Origin of the sequence: Micromonospora alfalfae, from assembly GCF_022230925.1 — a bacterium.
GTDB classification, from domain to species: domain Bacteria; phylum Actinomycetota; class Actinomycetes; order Mycobacteriales; family Micromonosporaceae; genus Micromonospora; species Micromonospora alfalfae.
The window spans coordinates 1-20,117 of sequence record NZ_JAKKFH010000028.1 but is presented as its reverse complement, the minus strand read 5'-3'; the positions used below and the strand labels follow the sequence as shown (position 1 = coordinate 20,117).

19 protein-coding genes are annotated in these 20,117 nt (G+C 72.6%); 10 read left to right on the top strand and 9 right to left on the bottom strand.

The genetic code is table 11. From position 1 onward, the window contains the following. Positions 1-26 precede the first annotated feature (26 nt). The 5 genes from MED01_RS23575 to MED01_RS23555 form a co-directional block, all read right to left on the bottom strand. The gene (locus tag MED01_RS23575; RefSeq protein WP_238670746.1) at positions 27-2,414 is read right to left on the bottom strand and encodes a tetratricopeptide repeat protein; all 2,388 of its coding nucleotides are present in this window, start codon (positions 2,412-2,414) and stop codon (positions 27-29) included. Beyond that, positions 2,411-4,177 carry an ABC transporter permease gene (locus MED01_RS23570; RefSeq protein ID WP_238670745.1) on the bottom strand — a complete coding sequence of 589 codons (1,767 nt, stop codon included), beginning with the start codon at positions 4,175-4,177 and terminating at the stop codon, positions 2,411-2,413. Before MED01_RS23570 ends, MED01_RS23575 begins: the two co-directional genes overlap by 4 nt. Beyond that, positions 4,174-5,433: a type 2 periplasmic-binding domain-containing protein gene (locus MED01_RS23565; RefSeq protein ID WP_238670744.1), complete on the bottom strand. Its 1,260-nt coding sequence runs from the start codon at positions 5,431-5,433 to the stop codon at positions 4,174-4,176. Before MED01_RS23565 ends, MED01_RS23570 begins: the two co-directional genes overlap by 4 nt. 14 nt (positions 5,434-5,447) lie before the next feature. After that, positions 5,448-6,080, bottom strand: a complete 633-nt coding sequence (locus MED01_RS23560; protein WP_238670743.1) for an ATP-binding cassette domain-containing protein — start codon at positions 6,078-6,080, stop codon at positions 5,448-5,450. 92 nt (positions 6,081-6,172) lie between these two features. Further along, entirely contained in the window at positions 6,173-7,150 is a 978-nt protein-coding gene (locus tag MED01_RS23555) for a helix-turn-helix transcriptional regulator (protein WP_238670742.1), read from the bottom strand. Positions 7,151-7,194: 44 nt separating this feature from the next. Between MED01_RS23555 and MED01_RS23550 the strand changes: the two genes are divergently transcribed. From MED01_RS23550 to MED01_RS23535, 4 genes are all read left to right on the top strand, one after another. After that, on the top strand, positions 7,195-7,674 hold the full coding sequence (locus MED01_RS23550) for a hypothetical protein (RefSeq protein ID WP_238670741.1): 480 nt from the start codon (positions 7,195-7,197) through the stop codon (positions 7,672-7,674). Further along, entirely contained in the window at positions 7,674-8,129 is a 456-nt protein-coding gene (locus MED01_RS23545) for a hypothetical protein (RefSeq protein WP_238670740.1), read from the top strand. The genes MED01_RS23550 and MED01_RS23545 overlap by 1 nt, the downstream gene beginning before the upstream one ends. A gap of 73 nt (positions 8,130-8,202) precedes the next feature. After that, on the top strand, positions 8,203-9,711 hold the full coding sequence (locus tag MED01_RS23540) for a flavin-containing monooxygenase (protein ID WP_238670739.1): 1,509 nt from the start codon (positions 8,203-8,205) through the stop codon (positions 9,709-9,711). 22 nt (positions 9,712-9,733) lie between these two features. After that, positions 9,734-10,642, top strand: a complete 909-nt coding sequence (locus tag MED01_RS23535; RefSeq protein ID WP_238670738.1) for an SDR family NAD(P)-dependent oxidoreductase — start codon at positions 9,734-9,736, stop codon at positions 10,640-10,642. A 7-nt stretch (positions 10,643-10,649) separates the two neighbouring features. On the opposite strand, the gene MED01_RS23530 is transcribed toward MED01_RS23535, so the two are convergent. Both MED01_RS23530 and MED01_RS23525 read right to left on the bottom strand, forming a co-directional pair. Next, positions 10,650-11,831 carry a low temperature requirement protein A gene (locus MED01_RS23530; protein ID WP_238670737.1) on the bottom strand — a complete coding sequence of 394 codons (1,182 nt, stop codon included), beginning with the start codon at positions 11,829-11,831 and terminating at the stop codon, positions 10,650-10,652. Positions 11,832-11,857: 26 nt separating this feature from the next. After that, positions 11,858-12,277 carry a hypothetical protein gene (locus MED01_RS23525; RefSeq protein WP_238670736.1) on the bottom strand — a complete coding sequence of 140 codons (420 nt, stop codon included), beginning with the start codon at positions 12,275-12,277 and terminating at the stop codon, positions 11,858-11,860. Positions 12,278-12,461: 184 nt separating this feature from the next. On the opposite strand from MED01_RS23525, the gene MED01_RS23520 reads away from it, so the two are divergent. Both MED01_RS23520 and MED01_RS23515 read left to right on the top strand, forming a co-directional pair. After that, positions 12,462-13,550, top strand: a complete 1,089-nt coding sequence (locus tag MED01_RS23520; protein WP_196922733.1) for an S-(hydroxymethyl)mycothiol dehydrogenase — start codon at positions 12,462-12,464, stop codon at positions 13,548-13,550. Further along, positions 13,547-14,176, top strand: coding sequence for an MBL fold metallo-hydrolase (locus MED01_RS23515; protein ID WP_238670735.1), 630 nt, complete (start codon positions 13,547-13,549; stop codon positions 14,174-14,176). The genes MED01_RS23520 and MED01_RS23515 overlap by 4 nt, the downstream gene beginning before the upstream one ends. Positions 14,177-14,213: 37 nt before the next feature. Here MED01_RS23515 and tsaA read toward each other — a convergent pair whose 3' ends face one another. Beyond that, complete coding sequence (gene tsaA, locus MED01_RS23510) at positions 14,214-14,642, bottom strand: tRNA (N6-threonylcarbamoyladenosine(37)-N6)-methyltransferase TrmO (protein ID WP_238670734.1); 429 nt, start codon at positions 14,640-14,642, stop codon at positions 14,214-14,216. Positions 14,643-14,700: 58 nt separating this feature from the next. Here tsaA and MED01_RS23505 point away from each other — a divergent pair, with 58 nt between their 5' ends. Both MED01_RS23505 and MED01_RS23500 read left to right on the top strand, forming a co-directional pair. Next, positions 14,701-15,171 carry a VOC family protein gene (locus MED01_RS23505; protein WP_238670733.1) on the top strand — a complete coding sequence of 157 codons (471 nt, stop codon included), beginning with the start codon at positions 14,701-14,703 and terminating at the stop codon, positions 15,169-15,171. A gap of 567 nt (positions 15,172-15,738) precedes the next feature. Further along, positions 15,739-16,452 carry a hypothetical protein gene (locus MED01_RS23500; protein WP_238670732.1) on the top strand — a complete coding sequence of 238 codons (714 nt, stop codon included), beginning with the start codon at positions 15,739-15,741 and terminating at the stop codon, positions 16,450-16,452. Positions 16,453-16,519: 67 nt separating this feature from the next. Here the strand turns inward: MED01_RS23500 and MED01_RS23495 are convergent, their stop codons facing one another. Continuing rightward, complete coding sequence (locus tag MED01_RS23495; protein WP_238670731.1) at positions 16,520-17,890, bottom strand: alpha/beta hydrolase family protein; 1,371 nt, start codon at positions 17,888-17,890, stop codon at positions 16,520-16,522. A gap of 189 nt (positions 17,891-18,079) precedes the next feature. Here MED01_RS23495 and MED01_RS23490 point away from each other — a divergent pair, with 189 nt between their 5' ends. Together MED01_RS23490 and MED01_RS23485 are read left to right on the top strand one after the other, a co-directional pair. Further along, complete coding sequence (locus tag MED01_RS23490) at positions 18,080-18,394, top strand: MazG-like family protein (RefSeq protein WP_238670730.1); 315 nt, start codon at positions 18,080-18,082, stop codon at positions 18,392-18,394. A gap of 661 nt (positions 18,395-19,055) precedes the next feature. Beyond that, positions 19,056-19,640, top strand: coding sequence for a hypothetical protein (locus MED01_RS23485; RefSeq protein WP_238670729.1), 585 nt, complete (start codon positions 19,056-19,058; stop codon positions 19,638-19,640). Positions 19,641-20,117 lie beyond the last annotated feature (477 nt).

Genomic DNA, 20,117 nt, shown 5'->3' with positions numbered 1-20,117 from the left:
CCACGCCACCGACCAACCCGAGCGACCTACGTCACCCGACTGTCGGCGTCGTCGTCGAGTCGGGCGTCGGCGGCGGCCAACCCCTGGGCGTCGGCGACCTCCTCGGCCACCGCCGCCGCGTCAGCCCAGTGCTGCCGCGCGTCGGCCCGCTCGCCCAGCGCGGCGCAGGCGTCACCCAGGTAGAGCAGGGTACGCGCCAGCCCGGCGGTCAGCCGGGTCCCCTCGCGCATTCGGCGGCTCTCGGCCAGCAGCTCGTACGCCGTGCGCGCCTGCCCCGGGCTGCTGCTCAGCAGTGTCGCCCCGGCGTTGAGCAGCGCCGTCGCCCGGCTGGTCGGGTCGTTCACCGACTCGTACTCGCGCAGTGCGGCCCGCCACGCCTGGGCGGCGTCCAGGTGCTCGCCGAGCGCCGCGTGCACCAGCACCAGGTTCGTCAGCGCCGCCGCGTACCCCCGGGCGTCGCCCACCGACCGGAACGTGTTCGCCGCCCGCACCAGGTGGTGGTGCGCGGTGTCCGGTTCGCCCCGGGCCAGTTGGGCCGCGCCCAGGCCCAGCTCGGTGAGGGCGTGCCCGGCCCGGTCAGCGCCGGAGCGGTGTCGGCGCGACATCTCCAGGTGCTCCACAGCGTCGTCGAGCTGCCCCAGGTCGAGCAGGGCCAGGCCGAGGTTCATCCGCGCCTGGGCGTTGCCCCGCCGCCCCCGTTCGTTGACCGCGAGGGTGAGCGCTGCCGCCGCCCCCTGCGGGTCGTGCCGACGTCGGCGCAGCACCCCCAGCTCGTTGTGCGCCCACCCGGCGATCTCCGGACGGTCGTCGGCGGTCGGGGTGGCCAGCACGGTGCGGCAGACCTCCTCCCACTCGTCGAGCCGCTCGGCGTACGCCAGCCACCCACACAGCGCCACTGCCAACCGGAACCACCACCGACGGACCCGGCGGGGCAGTGTCTCCTTCGCGCCGGCCGGCACCCGCACCACCGCCAGCAGCAGCTCCTGGTGCAGGTCGAACCAGCCGTACGGGTCGTCGTCCAGCGGCAGCGACCACTCCCGGTCCCCCGGGGAGCCGAGCACCGCCAGGTTGGCCGCGTGCCGTTCGGCCCGGCGGGCCAGGTGCCGGGTCAGCCGGGCCTGCGCGGCGACCCGGGCCCGGACCGGATCCGCGTCCCGCAGGTGCAGTCGGGCGCTGCCGGCCAGCAGGGGGCGGATCTCGTACCGGTCGCCGGGCGCGCCGACCACGAACGCCGCCGCGGCCAACCGGTCGAGCAACGCGGTCACCAGCTCGGGGTGCCGCCCGGCCAGCGCGGCGATGGTGGGCCGGTCCACCGGGGCGGGGACCAGCGACATCAGCCGGTACAACCGGCGGGCCTGGCGGGGCAACACCCGGTACGCGATGTCCCGTTCGGTGACCAGGCGGGCCGCCGGTGAGACGGCGAGCCGCTGGTGCGGTGGCGTCTGCACCGCGCGGCGCAGCGCGTCCAGCACGTCGGAGTGCCGCCAGCCGTGCTGAGCGGTGCGGTAACCGAGCGCGCGCACGGTACGCGGTTGCCGCCCGCACAGGTCGACGATCTCGCGTACCGCCGGATCGGTGCGTGGGTCGGCGCGACGGACCCGGGCGGCGGGCGCGGCCCCGCCCGCCGTCGCGAACAGCTCCACCGCCTCGGACGTGCCCGGTTCGGCGATCCAGTGCGCGACCACACCCTCCAGGCCGGCCAGCGCCGGACCACCGGCGAGCAGCAGGCGGCAGGTGCGCGCGGTGGGTGGCAACAGTGGCCGGACCTGGTCGGGGCGGTCGACGTTGTCCAGCACCAGCACGATCTTGCGACCGTCGAGTTGACCGCGCAGCGCGTCGGCGGCTGCGGCGAGCGCGTCCGGCCGGCCGGAGGTCGGCGGGGTGGTGCCCAGGATCCGGGCCAGCGCGGTGAGCACGTCCCGGGCCGAGCGGGGTCGGCCGCGCCGCCGCAGGTCCAGGTAGTACTGCCCGTCGGGGAATTCCTCCCGGCACTCGTTGGCGGCCTGCACCGCGCACGCGGAGGTGCCCACCGCGCGTCGGCCCAGAACCGCCACCGCGTGCTCCCGGCTGAGCAGACCGACCAGCGCGTCGACGTGCTCCTCACGACCGGTGAACTCGGCCGTGTAGGGCAGGTTCGGCGCCCCGGCGGCCGGGGTGGTGAGCACCTCCGTCGGCTCGGGGCCGACCTCCTGGTTCGCCCGGCGGCGGCCCATCACGAAGCCGGCGACGCCGACGACGCCACCGACGACGGCCAGCACGATGGTCGCCGGCCCGAGCAGGTTGGTCGCCAGCTCGGAGAGGAGATTGCCGGCCAGGTTGCCGCCCACGTTGACGATGGCGGCGCTGAGCAGCCCGCCGATCCCGACCAGCGCCGGCCAGCGCGGGTTGCGGCGCCCGCCGCCGGGCCCGGTCACCGCACGCCCCCGGAGACGAGCCCGGCGACCAGGTGCCGCCGCGACAGGACCACGAGCACCACCGGCAGCACCGAGGCGAGCACCGAGCTGGCGGCCAGCGCCCCGCTGTTGCTCACGAAGCTGCGGGTCTGCTCGGCCAGGAACGGCCCGAGCGGCGACGACCCCGGCCCACCGAACAACCGACCCACCACCAGGTCGTTCCAGACCTGGACGAACTCCAGCACGGAGACCGCCACCACCGCCGAGAGGTTGTGCCGGGCCAACCGGCGCAGGGTGTGCCACCACCGCCGGCCGCCCAACCGGGCGTCGCGGACCTGCTCGACCGGCAGGTCGGCGAACGCGTTGCGCAGCACCAGCACCGCGAACGGCACTCCCAGCGCGATGTGCACCAGGGCCAGGCCCTGAGCCGTGCCGGAGGAGAGCACCAGGCCCAGCACCTCGTTGACCGGTCCGGCGATGACCTGGATCGGCACGACGCTGGCGGCCAGCAGCAGCAGACCGGTGGCCTGCGCGGCGGGCCCGGTCAACCAGGCCAACGGGTACGCGGCCAGCAGCGCGACCACCAGCACCGTGGCGGTCACCGCGGTGGCCAGCAGCAGGGTGAAGCCCAGCGTGCGCCACAGCTCGGTGCCGGTGACCAGGTCGCGGTAGGACTCGCCATTCGGCGGCGCCGACCACCAGCCACGCGCGGCGGCATCCACCCGGCCGTGCGCCGACGTGGCGACAAGCACCGCCAGCGGCACCAGCCAGGCGATCGCGGCACCCGCCGCGAGCAGCCGGAACACCCGCCGGGGTGGGGCGACCGGGGCGGGCTCCGGTGCCGCCTCGACGCGCGGCGGAGGCCAGGCCTGCCGGACGAAGAGCGCGGCCACCATGATCCCGCCGATCACCGCCACCAGCCACACCACGCCGAGCGCGGCGCCGTCGCCGGTGGTGGTGCCGCCGGACGTCTGCCAGATCCGCAGCGCCAGCACCGATGCCTCGTCGCGGACCGAGCCGGGGGTCATCACCAGGATCAGGTCGAACGTGCGGCTGGTGCCGACCGCCACCAACGCGAAGACGACAGCGGTCGTCCGCAGCAGCAGCGGCCGCCACTGCGCGTCCCACAGCACATGGCGACGCTTGCCGCCGTAGGCGCGGACCGCGTCGGCGAGGCTCGGCGGCACCGCGTCCAGCGCGGACCGGAAGACCAGCACCGCCAACCCCACCCAGGCCCAGACGAACGCCGACATCAACGCGACGGTGACCATCCCCGGCCCGAGAAACTGCGGCGCGTCCTCGACCGAGCGGCCGGCCAGTCGGGTCGCGACCAGGGTCGCCAGCCCTCGGCTCGGGTCCGGGTCGTACATCAGCCGGAAGGTGACCCCCGTGACGACCAGCGGCAACGCCACCGGCACCAGAAGGATCAACCGGACCAGGCCACCCTCCTGGGAGCGGCGGGACGCGGCGGCGAGCAGATAGCCCAGCGCCGTCACCACCGCCGGCACCAGCAGGGCCCAGAGGACCGTCCGGCCGACCACCGCGCCGGTGCCCGGAGCGGCGAGCGCGGTCCGGAAGTGCTCCGCGCCGACCCAACGACCGTCGGTGGTGACGCTGGCGTGCATGGTCCGCAGCACCGGCCACAACACCAACCCGCCGAGCAGCACCGCGGCCGGCAGCAGCAGCGCCGACGTGGCACCCGCCGCCGGATAGGCCCGACCCCGCCGCGCTGGACCGACGTCGTCGAGGACGGCCAGCTCGCCGAGGACCCGCACCTGGCTCATCGGCCGCCCCCCGCGCTGCGGGCCGCCGCGGCGAGCAGGCCGGTGGCCCGGCGGATCGCCTCGCTGGCGCGGACCCCGTCGGTGACGTCGGCGAAGAAGCCCTGCATGATCCGCCAGATGCCGACCCCGTCCGAGCCGGTGAACGCACCGCGCAGTTGGTCGGAAAGGTCGAAACGCAGGGTGCCGGGGGCCCGCATCTCCGTGGCGAGTCGCTGGCCGACGCCGTCGGTGTAACTGGTGATCGAGACATTGGTGTTGGGCGACAGGTAACCGCCTTCGCGTAGCCACGGCTGGAACGAGTCGGCCCTGGCGAGCCATTCGACCAGCTCGACCCCGCCCCGGGCGTCGGCGAACGCCACTGCCGCGTCCCCACCGACGATCAGCGGACCGCCGCCCGGCTGGGTGCCCGGGAACCGGAACGTGACAGGTGCCTCCGGGCCGCGCCGGAACGGACGAACGACGTCGGCGGTGAAGTCCGCTCCGAGAAGCATCACCGCCCGCCGGGTGTGCACCACCTGGATCACCGACTCCTCGTACTGGGTGAGCAGTGCACGACGGCCGCCGCCGACGAACGCGCCGTCGATGCTCCACAGCCCGGCGAGGCGGTCCAGGGCGTCGCGTACCGGCTTGTCCTGCCAGTCGGCGCCCTGTTGGGCGAGGGCGTAGTAGCTCCCGGGCGCCACGTCGGCCAGGACGTTCTCGAACCAGTCGGTGAGCACCCAGCCGTCCGCGGCGCCGATGGCCAGGGGCACCGGGCCGCCGTCGCGTCGGGCGCGCGCGGCGAGCTGCCTGATCCGGTGGACCAGTTCGTCCCAGGTGGTCGGCGGCGCGGGCAGCACGGAGGGCAGGTGCCAGACCAGCGACTTGTGCGCCGCCTTGACCCAGACGCCGTAGCGTTCGCTCTCGGTCATCAGCAGATCGCTCAGCTCGACCCGCACGGCGTAGTCGGTGGACGGGCGCACCGGGCTCAGCCAGCCGCGCTGGGCGTACTCGGTGACCAGGCCGGGGCGCGGCAGGATCGCCACGTCCGGGCTGGTGCCGGCCAGGTGTCGGGCGCGCAGGAACGCGTCGATGTCGTTGCCGGCGCTGATCACCTGCACCGGGGCGGGGTAGCCGGCGACGACCTCGCGGAACCGGTCCAGCTCGCTGCTGCTCCAGACCACCGCTACCTGCACCGACCGGGTTCCGCCGGAGCAGCCGGCGGCCAGGGCGGTGGCGCCCGCGGCGGCGGCGCGCAGCAGCATACGACGGCTCACTCCGGCGGGCGGCCTCATCGAGCCGCCTCGCTCGGCTCGGTGACCAACTCGTGCCGCACCGGTATCTCGGCCAGGGTGGCCGGGTCGGCCGTGCAGACCAGCACCGCCACCCCGGGGGCGTCCGGCGGCGAGAGGCGAGGCATCAGGTCACCGAGACGGCTGTCGCCCGCCGAACCGGCCGGCAGGTCGATCACCAGCACCTCGGGCAGGCAGGCCGCCGCTCGGGCGAGCGCCACCCGGAACCGCTGGGCGTCGGAGATCTGGTGCGGCAGCAGGGCGAGAGAGAGCGCCAACTCGAGCCGGTCGACAACGGTGGCCGTCCAGTCGTTCGCCACCTCGTGCACCCGTTCGCGTTTGCGCTGGCCGTACTCGATGTTGCGCCGCACGGTGAGCTGCGGCAGCAGCGCGCCGCCGGCGGGCACGTAGCCGATCTGCCGGCGGGGCGGCGGCAGGCCGGTGACGTCCCGTTCGCCGACGAGGACGCGACCGGTCACCGGCGCAGCGAGGCCTGCCAGCACCCGGGCCACCGCCGTGCCGAACCGGGGCGGCGCCACCAGGGCGGCGAGCGTGCCGGCGGGAACGTCGAGGGTCACCGGCCCGGTGCCGGGGACGGCGACCAGTGCGCGCAGTCGTAGCGTGACCCTCACCTCCGGTGACCATCGATGACCGTCCCAGGGTGGCACACCGTGACGACAATCGACGCCCCCGACCCTTCCACTGTGGAGACGGTCGGGGCGGTTCAGGCGGGGGAGTAGAGCGCGGCGAGCCCGGCGGAGGTGGCGGCCAGCCGTTCGCGCAGCGCCACCGGGGTCAGCACCTCGACGTCGGCGCCGAGGCGCAGCAGGTCACCGTGGGCGTGGGTGAGCGACTCGATCGGCAGCACCGCGGTCACCCAGCCCCGCGCGTCCGGTGGCCCGGCGCTGCTGTCCATCGCTGTCACCACCGGATCGCTGCCGACCTCGCGCAGCCGTTCCCGCCCGGCGGGGGAGAGCCGGACGTGGGCCTCGTCGCGGTGCAGTCGGGCCCGGAACTGCACCACGTGCGCCCGCCACCAGGACGGCAGGTCGAAGTCGGCGGGTCGGTCGAACTCCTGCGCCAGTGGGGTCAACGCGAGGATCTGGTTGACCCGGTAGGTCGCCGGCGCGCCCCGGCCGGGCTGGTCGGCCACCACATACCAACGGCCGCCCTTGAGCACCAGGCCGTACGGCTCCAGGACCCGGGTCACCTCGCCGTTCCAGCCGCGGTAGCGCACCTCGACGCGGTGCTGCCGCCAGACCGCCTCGGCCGTGCGGGCCAGCTCGGGGGAGGCGTCGCCGTCGGCGTACCACCCGGGAGTGTCCAGGTGGAAGCGTTGTTGCAGTCGGGTCGCCCGGTCCCGCAGCGGCGCGGGGAGCGCGGCGTGCAGCTTGAGTTGCAGCGCCGCCACGACGTCGCCGTAGCCCAACTCGTCGGCGGGGCCGGGCAGCCCGGCGAGGAACAGCCGGTCGGCCTCCTCGGCGGTCAGCCCGGTCAGTCGGGTCCGCCAGCCGTCGACCAGTTGGTAGCCGCCAGCGTGCCCGGCTTCGCCGTAGAGCGGGATGCCGGCGGCGTGCAGCGACTCGACGTCCCGGTAGATGGTGCGGGGGGAGACGGCCAACCGCTCGGCGAGCTGCGCGGCGGTCAACCGCCCGTGCGACTGGAGCAGCATCAGGACGGAGAGAAGTCGACTGGCTCGCACTTCACTGACACTAGTTGTCAGGGGACCGGTCGTACCGTCCCGGCATGGCTTTTCGCGACAAGGAACTGAGAACGCCGGGACCGATCATGGTGGACGGTCGGCAGCTCAAGCGCTACCACGTCGACCAGCCGGATCGACCCATCGAGCCGGAGGTGGAAAAGGCCGCGTACGACCTGCTGCCCGCGCTGCTGGCCGACATCGTCGACGACGGCACCCCGGCCGCCGGGTGGGTGGTGCTGCACCGGGGCGCGGACACCGGCGCCTATCTGCTGGCGTACACCTGGGTGTGGGACAACGCGGTGGAGATCCGTGTCGCCGCGGCCGGGCAGCCGGCGCTGGACTGTCCCGACGACGACCCGGCACACTTCGTCCGCCTGCGCCGCCCAGCGATGGGCTGCGTCTGGGAGTTGGCGGTTCTGGAACACGAGCGGGCCGCCTGGGTCCGGCACATGCTGCTGCCGGAGAGTCCGAATCTGATCAATTATCTGCGTGACACGCGAGCGGAAGGGCCGGTGGGCCGCTGATGGGCGACTTCGACTTCTTTGTGGGCACCTGGAACGTTGTCAACCGGCGGCTGCGCAAGCGGCTGGTCGGCTCCGACGAGTGGGAGGAGTTCCCGGGGGTGTCGGTGGCGCACGGGTTCTTCGCCGGTGGCGGTCACTTCGACGAGATCACGTTCCCGACCAAGGGCTCCGCTGGGGCTACCGTCCGGATCTTCGACCCGGCTCGCGAGCAGTGGTCGATCTACTGGATGAGCAGCGTGGACGGGGTGCTGGGACTGCCGCCGATGGTGGGCCGCTTCGTCGACGGGGTGGGCCGCTTCTACGCCGACGACCAGCACGAGGGGCGGCCGGTCCGGTGCCGGTTCATCTGGTCCGACATCAGCGCTACCACCGCCCGCTGGGAGCAGGCGTTCTCGGTTGACGGCGAGCAGACCTGGGAGACCAACTGGATCATGACCTTCACCCGGGCGTCCTAGGGCTCTCGCGACAACTTTCGGCCGTCCGGGTGCGGTGTTATCGTCCGATCACCGCCCCGGATGGAGGAACGCGATGGCCTCCGACCACCTCGACGTGCTGATCATCGGCGCCGGCCTGTCCGGCATCGGCGCCGCCTGCCACCTTCGTCGCGACTGCCCCGACAAGACGTACGCGGTGCTGGAGGCGCGCGACGCCATCGGCGGCACCTGGGACCTGTTTCGCTACCCGGGCATCCGCTCCGACTCGGACATGTTCACCCTCGGCTACTCGTTCAAGCCGTGGACCGCGCCGAAGGCCATCGCCGACGGCACGACCATCAGGGAGTACGTGCGCGAGACCGCCCGGGAGTACGACGTGCCGCGGCACATCCGCTTCCGCCACCGGGTGCTGCGCGCCGAGTGGGACAGCGACACCGCCCGCTGGACGGTGCACGCCGAGCGCACCGACACCGCCGAAACAGTGGTGCTGACCTGCTCGTTCCTCTTCGCCTGCACCGGCTACTACCGCTACGACGAGGGTTACACCCCGCCCCTGCCCGGTGTCGACGCGTACGCCGGACGGTTGGTGCACCCACAGCGCTGGCCCGACGACCTCGACCACAGCGACAAGCGGGTGGTGGTGATCGGCAGCGGCGCCACGGCGGTGACACTGGTGCCGGCGATGGCGCAGCGGGCCGCGCACGTGACAATGCTCCAGCGCTCACCGACGTACATTCTGGCGCGGCCCGCCCGCGACCGCCTGGCCGACGCGCTGCGGCGTTGGCTGCCGGCGAAGGCCGCGTATCCGGTGGTGCGCTGGAAGAACGTGCTGCTGTCCACCGTCACCTTCCAGCTCAGCCGGCGTGCGCCAGGCCTGGTGAAGCGGGTGCTGCGCCGGGCCGCGCGGGGCATGCTCCCGGTGGGGTACGACGTCGACAGGCACTTCTCGCCCCGCTACGACCCCTGGGACCAGCGGCTCTGCGTGGCACCCGACGGCGACCTGTTCGCGGCGGTGCGTGCGGGCAGCGCGTCGGTGGTCACCGACACCATCGACACCTTCACGGCGAACGGTGTCCGACTGGCCTCCGGCGCGGAGGTGCCCGCCGACATCGTGGTCACCGCGACCGGGCTCAACCTGCTCGCCCTCGGTGGCCTGACGCTGCGGGTCGACGGCGTGGACGTCGATCTGCCGAACACCGTGGCCTACAAGGGCATGATGCTCTCCGGTGTGCCGAACTTCGCGCTGACCCTCGGCTACACCAACGCGTCGTGGACGCTCAAGGCCGACCTGGTCGCCGGCTATGTCTGCCGACTGCTGCGGCACCTGGACCGCACCGGTCAGCACGTCGTCACCCCGCTCCCGCCGCCCGACGCCGAGCGGGTGCCACTGATCGATCTGCGCTCCGGCTACGTGCTGCGCGCCGTCGACACGCTGCCCAAGCAGGGTGCGACAGCGCCGTGGCGACTGCACCAGAACTACGCCCGCGACGTGTTGCTGATGCGGCACGGCCGGCTCACCGACGAGGGTGTGCGGTTCTCGCGGGCCGGCGGGGTGTTCGTGCGCGACCGCACCCCGCGTCCCGTCGCGTCCGAGCATCGGTAACCGCCAGCAGAGGAGCAGGATCGTGCAGAGGTTCGACTTCGCCGGCGCGACAGCGGTGGTCACCGGGGCGGCCAGTGGCATCGGCGCCGCGCTGGCCCACGCCTTGGCCCGCCGAGGCACCGATCTGGTCCTGCTGGACCGCGACGCCGAGCGGCTGGACGCGGTCACCACCGCGATCCGCGCCGACCACCCGGATCGTCAGCTCGCCACGTACCTGGTGGACCTCGCCGACCAGACCGCCACCGCCCAGGTGGCCGCGGAGATCGGCCAGCGGCACCCCCGGGTACGCCTGCTGATCAACAACGCCGGCGTGGGCCTCGGCGGCCGGTTCGACCAGGTGACGTTCGACGAGTTCAGCTGGGTGATCGACGTCAACTTCCGGGCAGTGGCGCAGCTGACCCACGCGCTGCTGCCCACCCTCCGGGCCGAGCCGGGCGCGCACCTGGTCAACATCTCCAGCCTGTTCGGGCTGATCGCGCCGGCCGGGCAGACCGCGTACGCGGCGAGCAAGTTCGCCGTGCGCGGCTTCACCGAGGCGCTGCGCCACGAGCTGGTCGACGACGGGATCGGGGTGACCTCGGTGCATCCCGGCGGCATCCGCACCCGGATCACCGAGAACGCCCGGATCGGCAGCGGCGTCTCCCACGACGAGTACGCGGCCGGTCGGGCGCAGTTCGAGAAGCTGCTGACCATCGCGCCGGAGCGGGCCGCCGAGGTGATCCTGCGTGGCGTCGAGCGACGTCGGGGCCGGGTGTTGATCGGCTGGTCGGCGAAGTTGCCCGATCTGCTGGCCCGGGCCTTGCCGGCCTCCTACAACCGGCTCCTGGTCACCGGCCTGAACCGGGGCGTGGTCCGCCCGGCGACCGCCCCCGCCGTCCCCGCGCAACGCCCCGCCGACACCCTCGCCGACCCGGCCCGCGAGGTGGCGTGACAGCGGTTCAGGCCGGGCCGGCCGCCGTTGCGCTCGGGCCGACGTCGCGGTGGCGCAACAGGATGGTCAACGCCACGAGGGCGACCAGCAGCGCCGCCATCGCGTACACCGGGGCCGGGCCGAGTGGCGCGAGCAGTGCCACCAGCGCGACGACCGGGAAGGCGACGACCACCACTCCGTGCTGGTGCCGGCGTACGTGCAGCACCCAGACGGTGAGCAGGAAGACGGCGATCGGGACGGCCACCGCGTACCCGGCGGTCCGGCCCGAGATGTGCGCGAGGTGCCGTTCGTGGTCCACCGACACGTTCAGGCCCGCGCCGACCGCGGCGACCGCCGCGAAGATCAGGTAGTGGCCATACCCCCAGACCAGGGAGTACGGCAGCCGGGCGGGCGCCTCGATCGGCCGGTCGAAGTAGAGCCACCACAGGGCGAAGACGATCACGGTGGCCGCCGCCGCCAGCGACCAGAGACGACGGTCGCCGGCGTCCACGCCGGTCTGGATGGCCACCGACGTGGCCAGCACCACGTCACCGAGCACGATCAGGGTGAACAGCCCGTACCGTTCGGTGATGTGTCGCGGATGCCAGGGAGTCATCCCCGGGCGCTCGGCCACCGCCGGCACCAGCAGGTCGGCCACGATCAGCAGCAGCAACGCCGCGGTCTCCCACCCCGGCGGCAGGGCCAGCCGGAGCAGCCAGCCGAGCTGGACGACGGTGACGCCGATCGCGTACCGCTGGGCCGCCGGGCGGTGCGCCGGGTCCCCGGCGGCGGCCCGGCACCACTGCACCACGAGCGCGATCCGCATCACCACGTAGCCGTACGTGATGACGCTGAAATCGCCGTCGGTGAACGCGCGGGGCACGCCGGCGGCGATGATCAACGCACCGGCGATCTGCACCAGCGTCGCGATCCGGTAGAGGTCGTCGTCGGTGTCGTAGGCCGAGGCGAACCAGGTGAAGTTCATCCACGACCACCAGATCGCGAAGAAGACCAACAGGTACCTGGTCAGCGCGTGGCCGAGCTGATCCTCGGAGACGGCGTGGTGCAGGTTGGCGGCGGCCTGGGACACCGCCACCACGAAACACAGGTCGAAGAAGAGTTCCAGCGGCGTGGCCGCGCGGTGCGGCTCGTCGCGACGACGTGGCCGCATCGGCCGGTAGAACGGCCGCACGGACCGAGGCTGGGTCACCGAAGCTCCTCAGGCCACCCGCCAGGTCAGCCGCGCCGACGGCCGTGGGTCAGCCCCTCCAGCACCAGGGTCAGCCCCGCACCGACCAGCCAGACGTCCTTGGCCAGCCCCGAGCCCTGCTGGGTCGGACGGATGCTGCCGGGCTCGCGCATCCCCGGCGTCTTCAGGTACAGCTGCACCAGGCCCGCGCCGAACGCGGTCAGGCCGAGCCCGACCAGGGGCGCCGGGACGAACGGCGCGATCAGCGCGGCCCCCAGGGCGATCTCCGAGTACGACAGCAGCTTGGCGAAGCGCGCCGGTTCCAGCTGACCGAGCTGGGGCATGGCGGCGACCGCCATCCCGTGCAGGCCCTCCGCCGCGGTCCCCTCCAGGGTGCGCTTGCCTAGACCCGAGTTGAGGAAGTACGCGCCGATACTGACCCGCAGTGGCAGGTGCGCGGATTTCATTGTCACTCCCGTCGGCCGTTGTCGAATGCCGCCCGCGTACCCCGGACCGCCCGCGATAACCCGCCGGGCCGACTGGGCTGGCCGTGGTGGTCGCGGTAGGTTCGCCGGGGGCCCACCGCCGAGCCCGTGGCACATCCGCCCACCCGGCGCCCGGCCCTGCCGCAGACCACCAGCAGGAGGCGAAGTGAGCCAGGAAGTCCGGGGAGTCATCTCCCGCAGCAAGGGCGCACCGGTCGAGGTCACCACCATCGTGGTGCCCGATCCCGGGCCCGGTGAGGCGATCGTCCGGATTCAGTCGTGCGGTGTATGCCACACCGATCTGCACTATCGCGAGGGTGGCATCAACGACGACTACCCGTTCCTGCTCGGTCACGAGGCGGCGGGCATCGTGGAGCAGGTCGGCGAGGGCGTCACCGACGTCGCCCCGGGCGATTTCGTGGTGCTCAACTGGCGGGCGGTCTGCGGGGTCTGCCGGGCCTGCCGCCGGGGTCGGCCCTGGTACTGCTTCAACACCCACAACGCCACGCAGCGGATGACCCTCACCGACGGCACCGAACTCGCTCCGGCGCTGGGCATCGGGGCGTTCGCCGAGAAGACCCTTGTGCACGCCGGGCAGTGCACCAAGGTCGACCCGGCGGCCCGACCCGCCGCCGTGGGTCTGCTGGGCTGCGGGGTGATGGCCGGGCTGGGTGCGGCGATGAACACCGGAAACGTCACGCGGGGCGACTCGGTCGCGGTGATCGGCTGCGGCGGCGTCGGGGACGCGGCGGTCGCCGGTGCGCTCCTCGCCGGCGCCACCACGATCGTCGCTGTGGACACCGACAGCCGCAAGCTCGACTGGGCCCGCAAGTTCGGCGCCACCCACACGGTGAACGCGTCCGAGACCGACCCGGTCGAGGCGATCCGCGCCGCTACCGGCGGCTTCGGCGCCGACGTGGTGATCGACGCGGTGGGCCGACCGGAGACGTGGAAGCAGGCGTTCTACGCTCGCGACCTGGCCGGCACCGTGGTGCTGGTCGGCGTGCCGACCCCGCAGATGCAGGTCGAGCTGCCGCTGCTGGACGTCTTCGGTCGTGGCGGCGCTCTCAAGTCCAGTTGGTACGGCGACTGCCTGCCCAGCCGGGACTTCCCGATGCTCACCGAGCTGTACCTGCAGGGCCGGCTCGACCTGGACGCGTTCGTCACCGAGGAGATCGCGCTCGACCAGGTCGAGAACGCCTTCGACCGGATGCACAACGGCGACGTGCTCCGCTCGGTGGTGGTGTTCCCGTGACCGCCCGCGTCGACCACGCGGTCACCTCGGGCACGTTCTCCCTGGACGGGCAGACCTTCGACGTGGACAACAACGTCTGGGTGATCGGTGACGACAGTGAGTGCGTCGTCCTGGACGCGCCGCACGACGTGGCGGCGATCCTCGCGCTGGTGGGTGACCGTCGGGTCCGGGCGATCCTGGCCACCCACGCCCACGACGATCACGTCCGGGTGGCGCCCGAGCTGGCCGAGGCCACCGGCGCGCCGGTGCTGCTGCACGCCGCCGACCGGGTCCTCTGGGACATGGTCCACCCGCACCTGCCGCCGCACGGTGAGCTGCACGACGGGCAGAGCATCGAGGTGGGCGGCACCACGCTGCGGGTGCTGCACACCCCCGGGCACAGCCCCGGGGCGTGCAGTTTCCACGCGCCGGAGCTGGGCGCGGTGTTCACCGGCGACACGCTCTTCGCCGGTGGCCCGGGCGCGACCGGCCGCTCGTACAGCGACTTCGACACCATCGTCCGGTCGATCCGCACCCGCCTGCTGAGCCTTCCCGCGGAGACGGTCGTGCACACGGGGCACGGCGACGACACGACGATCGGCGCGGAGGCGCCGCACCTGCAGGAGTGGCTGGACCGCGGCCACTGAGCCCGGCACACCGCACCGCTGTCGCGCGGTCGACGGCTCAGCGTTCGTCGGCCGCGCCCAGCACCGGTTTGACGTCCAGGATCGGGGTGCCGTCGAGGGCCTCCAGGTCGGCGACCTCGACGCGCAGCCCATCCACCGCCAGGATCCGCACCCGGTGCAGCCCGATCGGGTTGGGCCGGTGCGGTGAGCGGGTGCTGAACACCCCGGTCTCCGGACGGTTCTCGTCGCCGCGTGGGTGCACAGCGAGCACGTCGCGCCGGGCACGGTCCAACCAGGTGAGTACCAGCATTTCCGTGCCGACCCGCAGGTCACGCACGGCCCGCTCGACCTGCGGGTCGAAGACCAGCCACGCCGTCGGCGCGCCCTCGTCGCCCTGCCGTGGCGCGCTCGCCACGTCGGTCAGCGGCGACGCGACCCGGCCGACCAGGTGCAGCAGGTACGTGTCATCGCTCGCCGCCTCGACCACAGTCGCTCCCCTCTGGACGGTCCCAACATAACCCTGCCGCGGCGCTAGGATCTTGAACATGGCCGCCGACTCGCCCGCCCCCGTTGTCCGCCAGCTGCGGCTCGTGGTGGAGGCCGCCGACCACGACGCTGCCGTCGCGTTCTTCCGCGATGCGCTCGGCCTGCCCGAGGAGGCGGCGTTCAGCGGCGACGGCGACGCCCGGGTGGTGATCCTGGACGCCGGCCGCGCCACCCTGGAGATCGCCAACCCGGCGCAGAAGCGCATGATCGACGAGGTAGAGGTGGGTCGGCAGGTCGCGCCCAGAATCCGGGTGGCCTTCGAGGTGGACGACGCCGAGGCGACCACCGCCCGGTTGGTCGCCGCCGGGGCCAGCGAGGTCGCCCCGCCCACCCGCACACCGTGGCAGTCGCTCAACTCCCGCCTGGACGCCCCCGCCGGCCTGCACATCACCGTCTTCCAGGAACTTCTCGGCCCCGACGAGGGTGTCGGGACGCGGGCCGCGAAGTCCGGACGCGACGGCGACGACTGAGTCGGGCAGCCTCCGGGCGGTCCTCTCACCCCGGGGGCAGACAGCCGCAGCGGCGGACGCCCACGGGCGATTGCTGGCCGTGGCCGCGCGTCGCACCGCCTCCGCCACGATCATCCGGAAACGGCCACTGACGGTAGCGACAAAACGCTCGGTCCCTACCCCCACCCACCCTGCGCGTTCCCTTTGCTCTGCTTACCTATAGGCACCATGTCCCCTGAGCTGCGGATGGGCGCTTTCGGCCAGCCACGGAGGTCCCTCCCCATCGTCACGGACTGTCACTGGCGCGTATAGGTAAGCAGAGCAAAGGCTGTTGTTCGGAGACTGCCCCCCCGACTCCGAAAGCACCCTCCGTCACAGCCCTCGCCGTTCGGTGCGCCAAGAGCCGTCGTGTCCGGGGTCGTCCCGTGACCGAGGCCGCACCGGCGCGGGCCTCGGACGTTTCCGGAATGCCCGACACCTGAACCCGGTTGTGTCCCCCGTACCGCCGGAGCCCAAACGCTTTTCCGCGGTCATCTCCCGAGGAGTGTTCATCCCGGAGCGCTCCGCACGATCGAAAGGGCAACCATCGTGAAGGTCGACTTCACTCGATGGCTCCCCGCCATCGCTAAGGACTCGTACCGCAAGACCGCGCTGAGCGTGGCGGGTGTGGCCGCCCTCGGCGGTCTGGCCCTCGCGCCGACCGCAGCCGCCGCCCCGGTCACCTCCGGACCGCACCAGGGCGCCGTCGCCGCCATCGACCTCGCCACCGGCAAGGCCGCCACCTCGGTACGCCAGGATGAGCAGCCCGTCGAGTCGGGCCTGACCACCGGTTCCGCCACCGGCAAGCCGCCGGCCGGCAAGCCGAGCCGAGCCCAGCTGATCCCGCACGGCATCGAGGGCGCGCAGTCGCGTGTACCGCTCGACGACGCGCAGTTGGCCAACGCCCGCGCCATCGTCGACGCCGCCAAGAAGACCGGCGTCGGTGACCGGGGCGCGGTGATCGGCATCGCCACCTCGCTGCAGGAGTCGAAGCTGTACAACCTCGGCCACCTCGGCGCGTACAACGACCACGACTCGCAGGGCCTGTTCCAGCAGCGTCCGTCGTCCGGTTGGGGCACGCCCGACCAGATCACCGACCCGGAGTACGCCGCCACGGCGTTCTTCACCGCGCTCAAGAACGTCGGCGGCTGGCAGGACCTGCCGCTGACCGCCGCCGCGCAGACCGTGCAGGTCTCCGCCTTCCCGTACGCGTACGCGCAGTGGGAGGAGCAGGCTGCGGACATCGTCCAGCAGATGTGGTGACACCCGCACACGAGGCCGGCCGGCTCCCTATCGACGGGAGCCGGCCGGTTCTTCGTGTTCGCGTACCTCAGCAGGCCGGGTAGAGGCGGCGGGTGCCGACCCCGGCCGCGTACGCGTCCCGGTCGCTGAACCGGCAGCCGTAGTCGGGTCGGGCCACCACCGCCGGGTCGGTCACGGTGTCGCCGGCCGGGCGCTTGCCGGTGCGTACCCAGGACACCAGGTCGTCCCAGGCGGCACCGGCCTCCGCCGGGCTGAACTCGCAGTGCTGCGTGGCCCGGATCGCCCGCTGAACCAGCAGCCTGCTGCGACCGTTGCGCGCCACGTCACTGGCGTACGCCTGCTCCATGCTGAACGGCACGAACAGGTCGCCGAGACCGTGCAGGCTGAGCACCGGCGCGGTCGGGCGGCCGGCGATGCGCGGCACCTCGGTCAGCGTCGGCAGGAGCCGCTGCCGCAGGTTCTCCGGGGCGACCCGCTGCACTGTCGAGTTGACGTTCACCGGGCTGTTCGGCGTGTAGCGGGTGAGCAGGTTGGTGGACAACTGGCCGGGCCGCTGGGCGGGGGAGCTGCCGCTCCCGGTGGGCACGCTGATCGAGAAGAGGAAGTCCTTCCACACCGCGAACGCCGCGTCGGCGCCCGGACGTGGCCCGCCGGAACGGTTCACGGTGATCGCCCGCAGCTGTTTGCCCCGGTCCGTGGTGGTGTCCGGGCCGGTGGGGGTCAGCCCGGCCAGGCCGAGCGCCACCTGGATGCGGGGCACCGCGTTCGTCAGATAGTCAGCCGGCGTGGGATACGCCGGCACCCCGGCGAGTGCCTGCGCGACCAGGTTGTAGTCCAGGTAGAAGTCGAGCAGCGTCTGATCGCCGAGCACACCACACATCGGCAACGCGCCGTCGTAGAAGCCGGGGTACTGCTCCAGCGAACGACCGATGACGTACCCACCCATCGACACCCCGGTGACGTAGGTGTGCTGCGGTCGGCGGACCGTCCGCCCAAAGTGGTCGGCGAGATCCTTCGTCCCGAGCACCCCGGAGCGGATATCGAAGCCGTTGCGGTCGTACGAGGACGACGCCCACGCGTACCCCTGCTCCAGCAGGCGCTGACGCAGCCCGAAGGCCGGCGGTTCCGGCGAGAGCACAGTGCCCTGGCCGCGGTAACCGTGCGCCCACAACACCAGGTCGCCGTTCCACCGGGCGGGGACCTCGATCATGTACCCGGCGTGGCGGTGCACGCCCTGGCGTACCGTCGTCGGCTTGCCGCCCACGACCAGCGGCGCCAACGGCGGATTCTCGATGGTGTAGCCGGGCAGCGGCTCGCCGCCCCTCGGGTCGCGACCGGTGGCGCCGGCTGGCGCGGCACCGGCCAGCCCGACCGCGAGGGTCAGCGTCGCAGCCGCGGCGAGCAGGCGGCGGAGGGTACGGACGGGTGTGGACAGCATCGGTGCTCCCCATCGGACGGTTGTCGCCCGGGGGCGACCAGCGGGACGTTTGCCTACCGGCCGGTAGCGTCCTGAACCTAGAACCGCCGTCGACCAGTGTCAATGGGTTCGCTGATCCGCCGGTCAACACGGCGGTCCGGCCCTACCCGGTCGTTCGGGCCGGTGGGCCGATCGGGTTGACTGGTCGTCGTGGACGAGACGATCTGGGAGGCGGCCCGAGCGTCACGCGGCTGGCTGGACGCGGCGAACGGCACCGGGCAGACGGAACTGACCTGCCGCATCCTCAAGCTCACCGAGGAAGCGGGGGAGGCTTCGGCCGCCTGGATCGGTCTGCTCGGGCAGAATCCACGCAAGGGTGTCACCCACAACCGCGAGGACGTCGCGGCGGAGTTGGCCGACGTCGCCTTCACCGCGTTGGTGGCCATCGAGAGCCTCGGGCTGGACGCGCAGACGGTTCTGGACGCCTGCGCCGCAAAGGTGCGGTCCCGCCTGGCGGGCCAGTAACCGCTCCTGGCGTCCGGTCAACGCCGTCCCCCTCCCGGCTGTCGCCTGCCGGGCCTGTCTGAGAACTTCGCCGGCAACGGGTGTCATGCGCCGGCCGCTTCATTCGTGATCGACTCGGGTTTCCTGACGTCGGGCTGTCCCAGCGTCTCGGATGCCCCGACTTCCGTGAATCCGAGTGGATCACGCCGTTGAGGCATGATCCGACGCCCCGCCACCCGGTGCCGCCTGGGCGGTTTGTCGTCTGCTGGGTGTTGTGGGATGTGGTCGGGCGCACTCGTGGGCCGGAATCATGGCGGGGCCGGGGTCGTTACATACCCTGACGATCGCAGTACCACCGGCCCGCCGGCCCGACCCTGAGGGCAGGTCGCGCAGGCTGGAATGCCAGCCTCCACCCGGTCGTTACAGTCCCCACGAACGACCTCTGGCACCGCCACGATGAGGGCGCCGATGGTGGGCCACCCCCGGAATGACCCCGGCCCCCCGGTCGTTACACAGGGTCCCGGCGCCACGAGCCCCCCGCTCGCAGGTCGCCGACCCGACGCCCAGATGGCGTCACCCCCAAAGACTTTTCCCCTTGTATGTGCAGCGCCGGACGAGGTGCTCACACCCCGCCGCCGCCCCCCTGGCGGTTGGGTGTCCTACCCCCGAAGGAGCTACCCCCATGAACACGATCATGCGTAAGAGCGTGCTGTCCGTTGCTGGTCTCGCCTTCGCCGGTGGTGTCTTCGCCGGCCCGATCGCCCACGTGGCCAACCCGGTCGACGCCAAGCCCGTCGCCGTTGCGGTGCAGGCCGACAAGCCCGACACCAGCAAGCTCATCCCGCACGGCACCCAGGGCGACCAGTCCCGGATCGCCCTGAACGACGAGCAGACCGCGAATGTGAAGGCGATCATCGCCGCGACGAAGAAGGCGGGCCTCCCGGAGCGGGCCGCGGTGATCTCGATCGCGACGAGCCTGCAGGAGTCGAAGCTGGAGAACCTGGGCCACCTCGGCGACATGAACGACCACGATTCGCTGGGCCTGTTCCAGCAGCGCCCGTCCAGTGGTTGGGGCACGCCGGAGCAGATCACCGACCCTGAGTACTCGACGACCGCGTTCCTCAAGGGTTTGAAGCAGGTCGACGGGTGGCAGGACATGCCCCTGACCGACGCCGCGCAGACCGTGCAGGTGTCGGCGTACCCGGACGCCTACGCCCAGTGGGAGCAGCAGGCCGCCGACCTGGTTGGCCAGTACTGGAACAGCTGACCCGCACAACAGCACCTCCGCACGACACCGACCGCTGGCCGGCACCCGCAACCCCGGGTGCCGGCCAGCGGCCTTTCTGCTCTGGCCGGTCGCCGTTCACCAGTCGCGGAATGGTTGACTGATCACTGGCTGCTAGCCGCTCATCGCCCGGCCACCAGCCATCGGCTGCTGGCCGCCGCTGGCTGGGGTGCCGCTGGTTGGGCCGCCGCTGGTTGGGGTGCCGGTTGCTGGCCGCCGCCGGCTGGGGCCGCCGCCGGCTGGGGCTGCGCTGGTTGGGCCGCCGCCGGTTGCGGGGCCGCCGGCTGCTGGCCGCCGCTTGCTGGGGCGCTGCTTGCTGGGGCGCCGCCGGCTGCTGGCGGTTGGCTGCGGGGCCGTTGGTTGTTGGTCGTCGGGCTGGGGATGCGGCCCTGCACGGGTCTTGGGGGAGGTAAACGGCGTCGTCTGGTTGCGGTTGTCCGTAGATCTTGGACAGTTTCC

What these genes read in the sequence shown, in the direction of transcription:
- MED01_RS23570 (WP_238670745.1), bottom strand. Translation starts at nt 4,177, where the DNA reads ATGAGCCAGGTGCGGGTCCTCGGCGAGCTGGCCGTCCTCGACGACGTC.
- MED01_RS23550 (WP_238670741.1), top strand. Translation starts at nt 7,195, where the DNA reads ATGGCTTTTCGCGACAAGGAACTGAGAACGCCGGGACCGATCATGGTG.
- MED01_RS23545 (WP_238670740.1), top strand. Translation starts at nt 7,674, where the DNA reads ATGGGCGACTTCGACTTCTTTGTGGGCACCTGGAACGTTGTCAACCGG.
- MED01_RS23540 (WP_238670739.1), top strand. Translation starts at nt 8,203, where the DNA reads ATGGCCTCCGACCACCTCGACGTGCTGATCATCGGCGCCGGCCTGTCC.
- MED01_RS23525 (WP_238670736.1), bottom strand. Translation starts at nt 12,277, where the DNA reads ATGAAATCCGCGCACCTGCCACTGCGGGTCAGTATCGGCGCGTACTTC.
- MED01_RS23505 (WP_238670733.1), top strand. Translation starts at nt 14,701, where the DNA reads ATGGCCGCCGACTCGCCCGCCCCCGTTGTCCGCCAGCTGCGGCTCGTG.
- MED01_RS23495 (WP_238670731.1), bottom strand. Translation starts at nt 17,890, where the DNA reads ATGCTGTCCACACCCGTCCGTACCCTCCGCCGCCTGCTCGCCGCGGCT.
- MED01_RS23485 (WP_238670729.1), top strand. Translation starts at nt 19,056, where the DNA reads ATGAACACGATCATGCGTAAGAGCGTGCTGTCCGTTGCTGGTCTCGCC.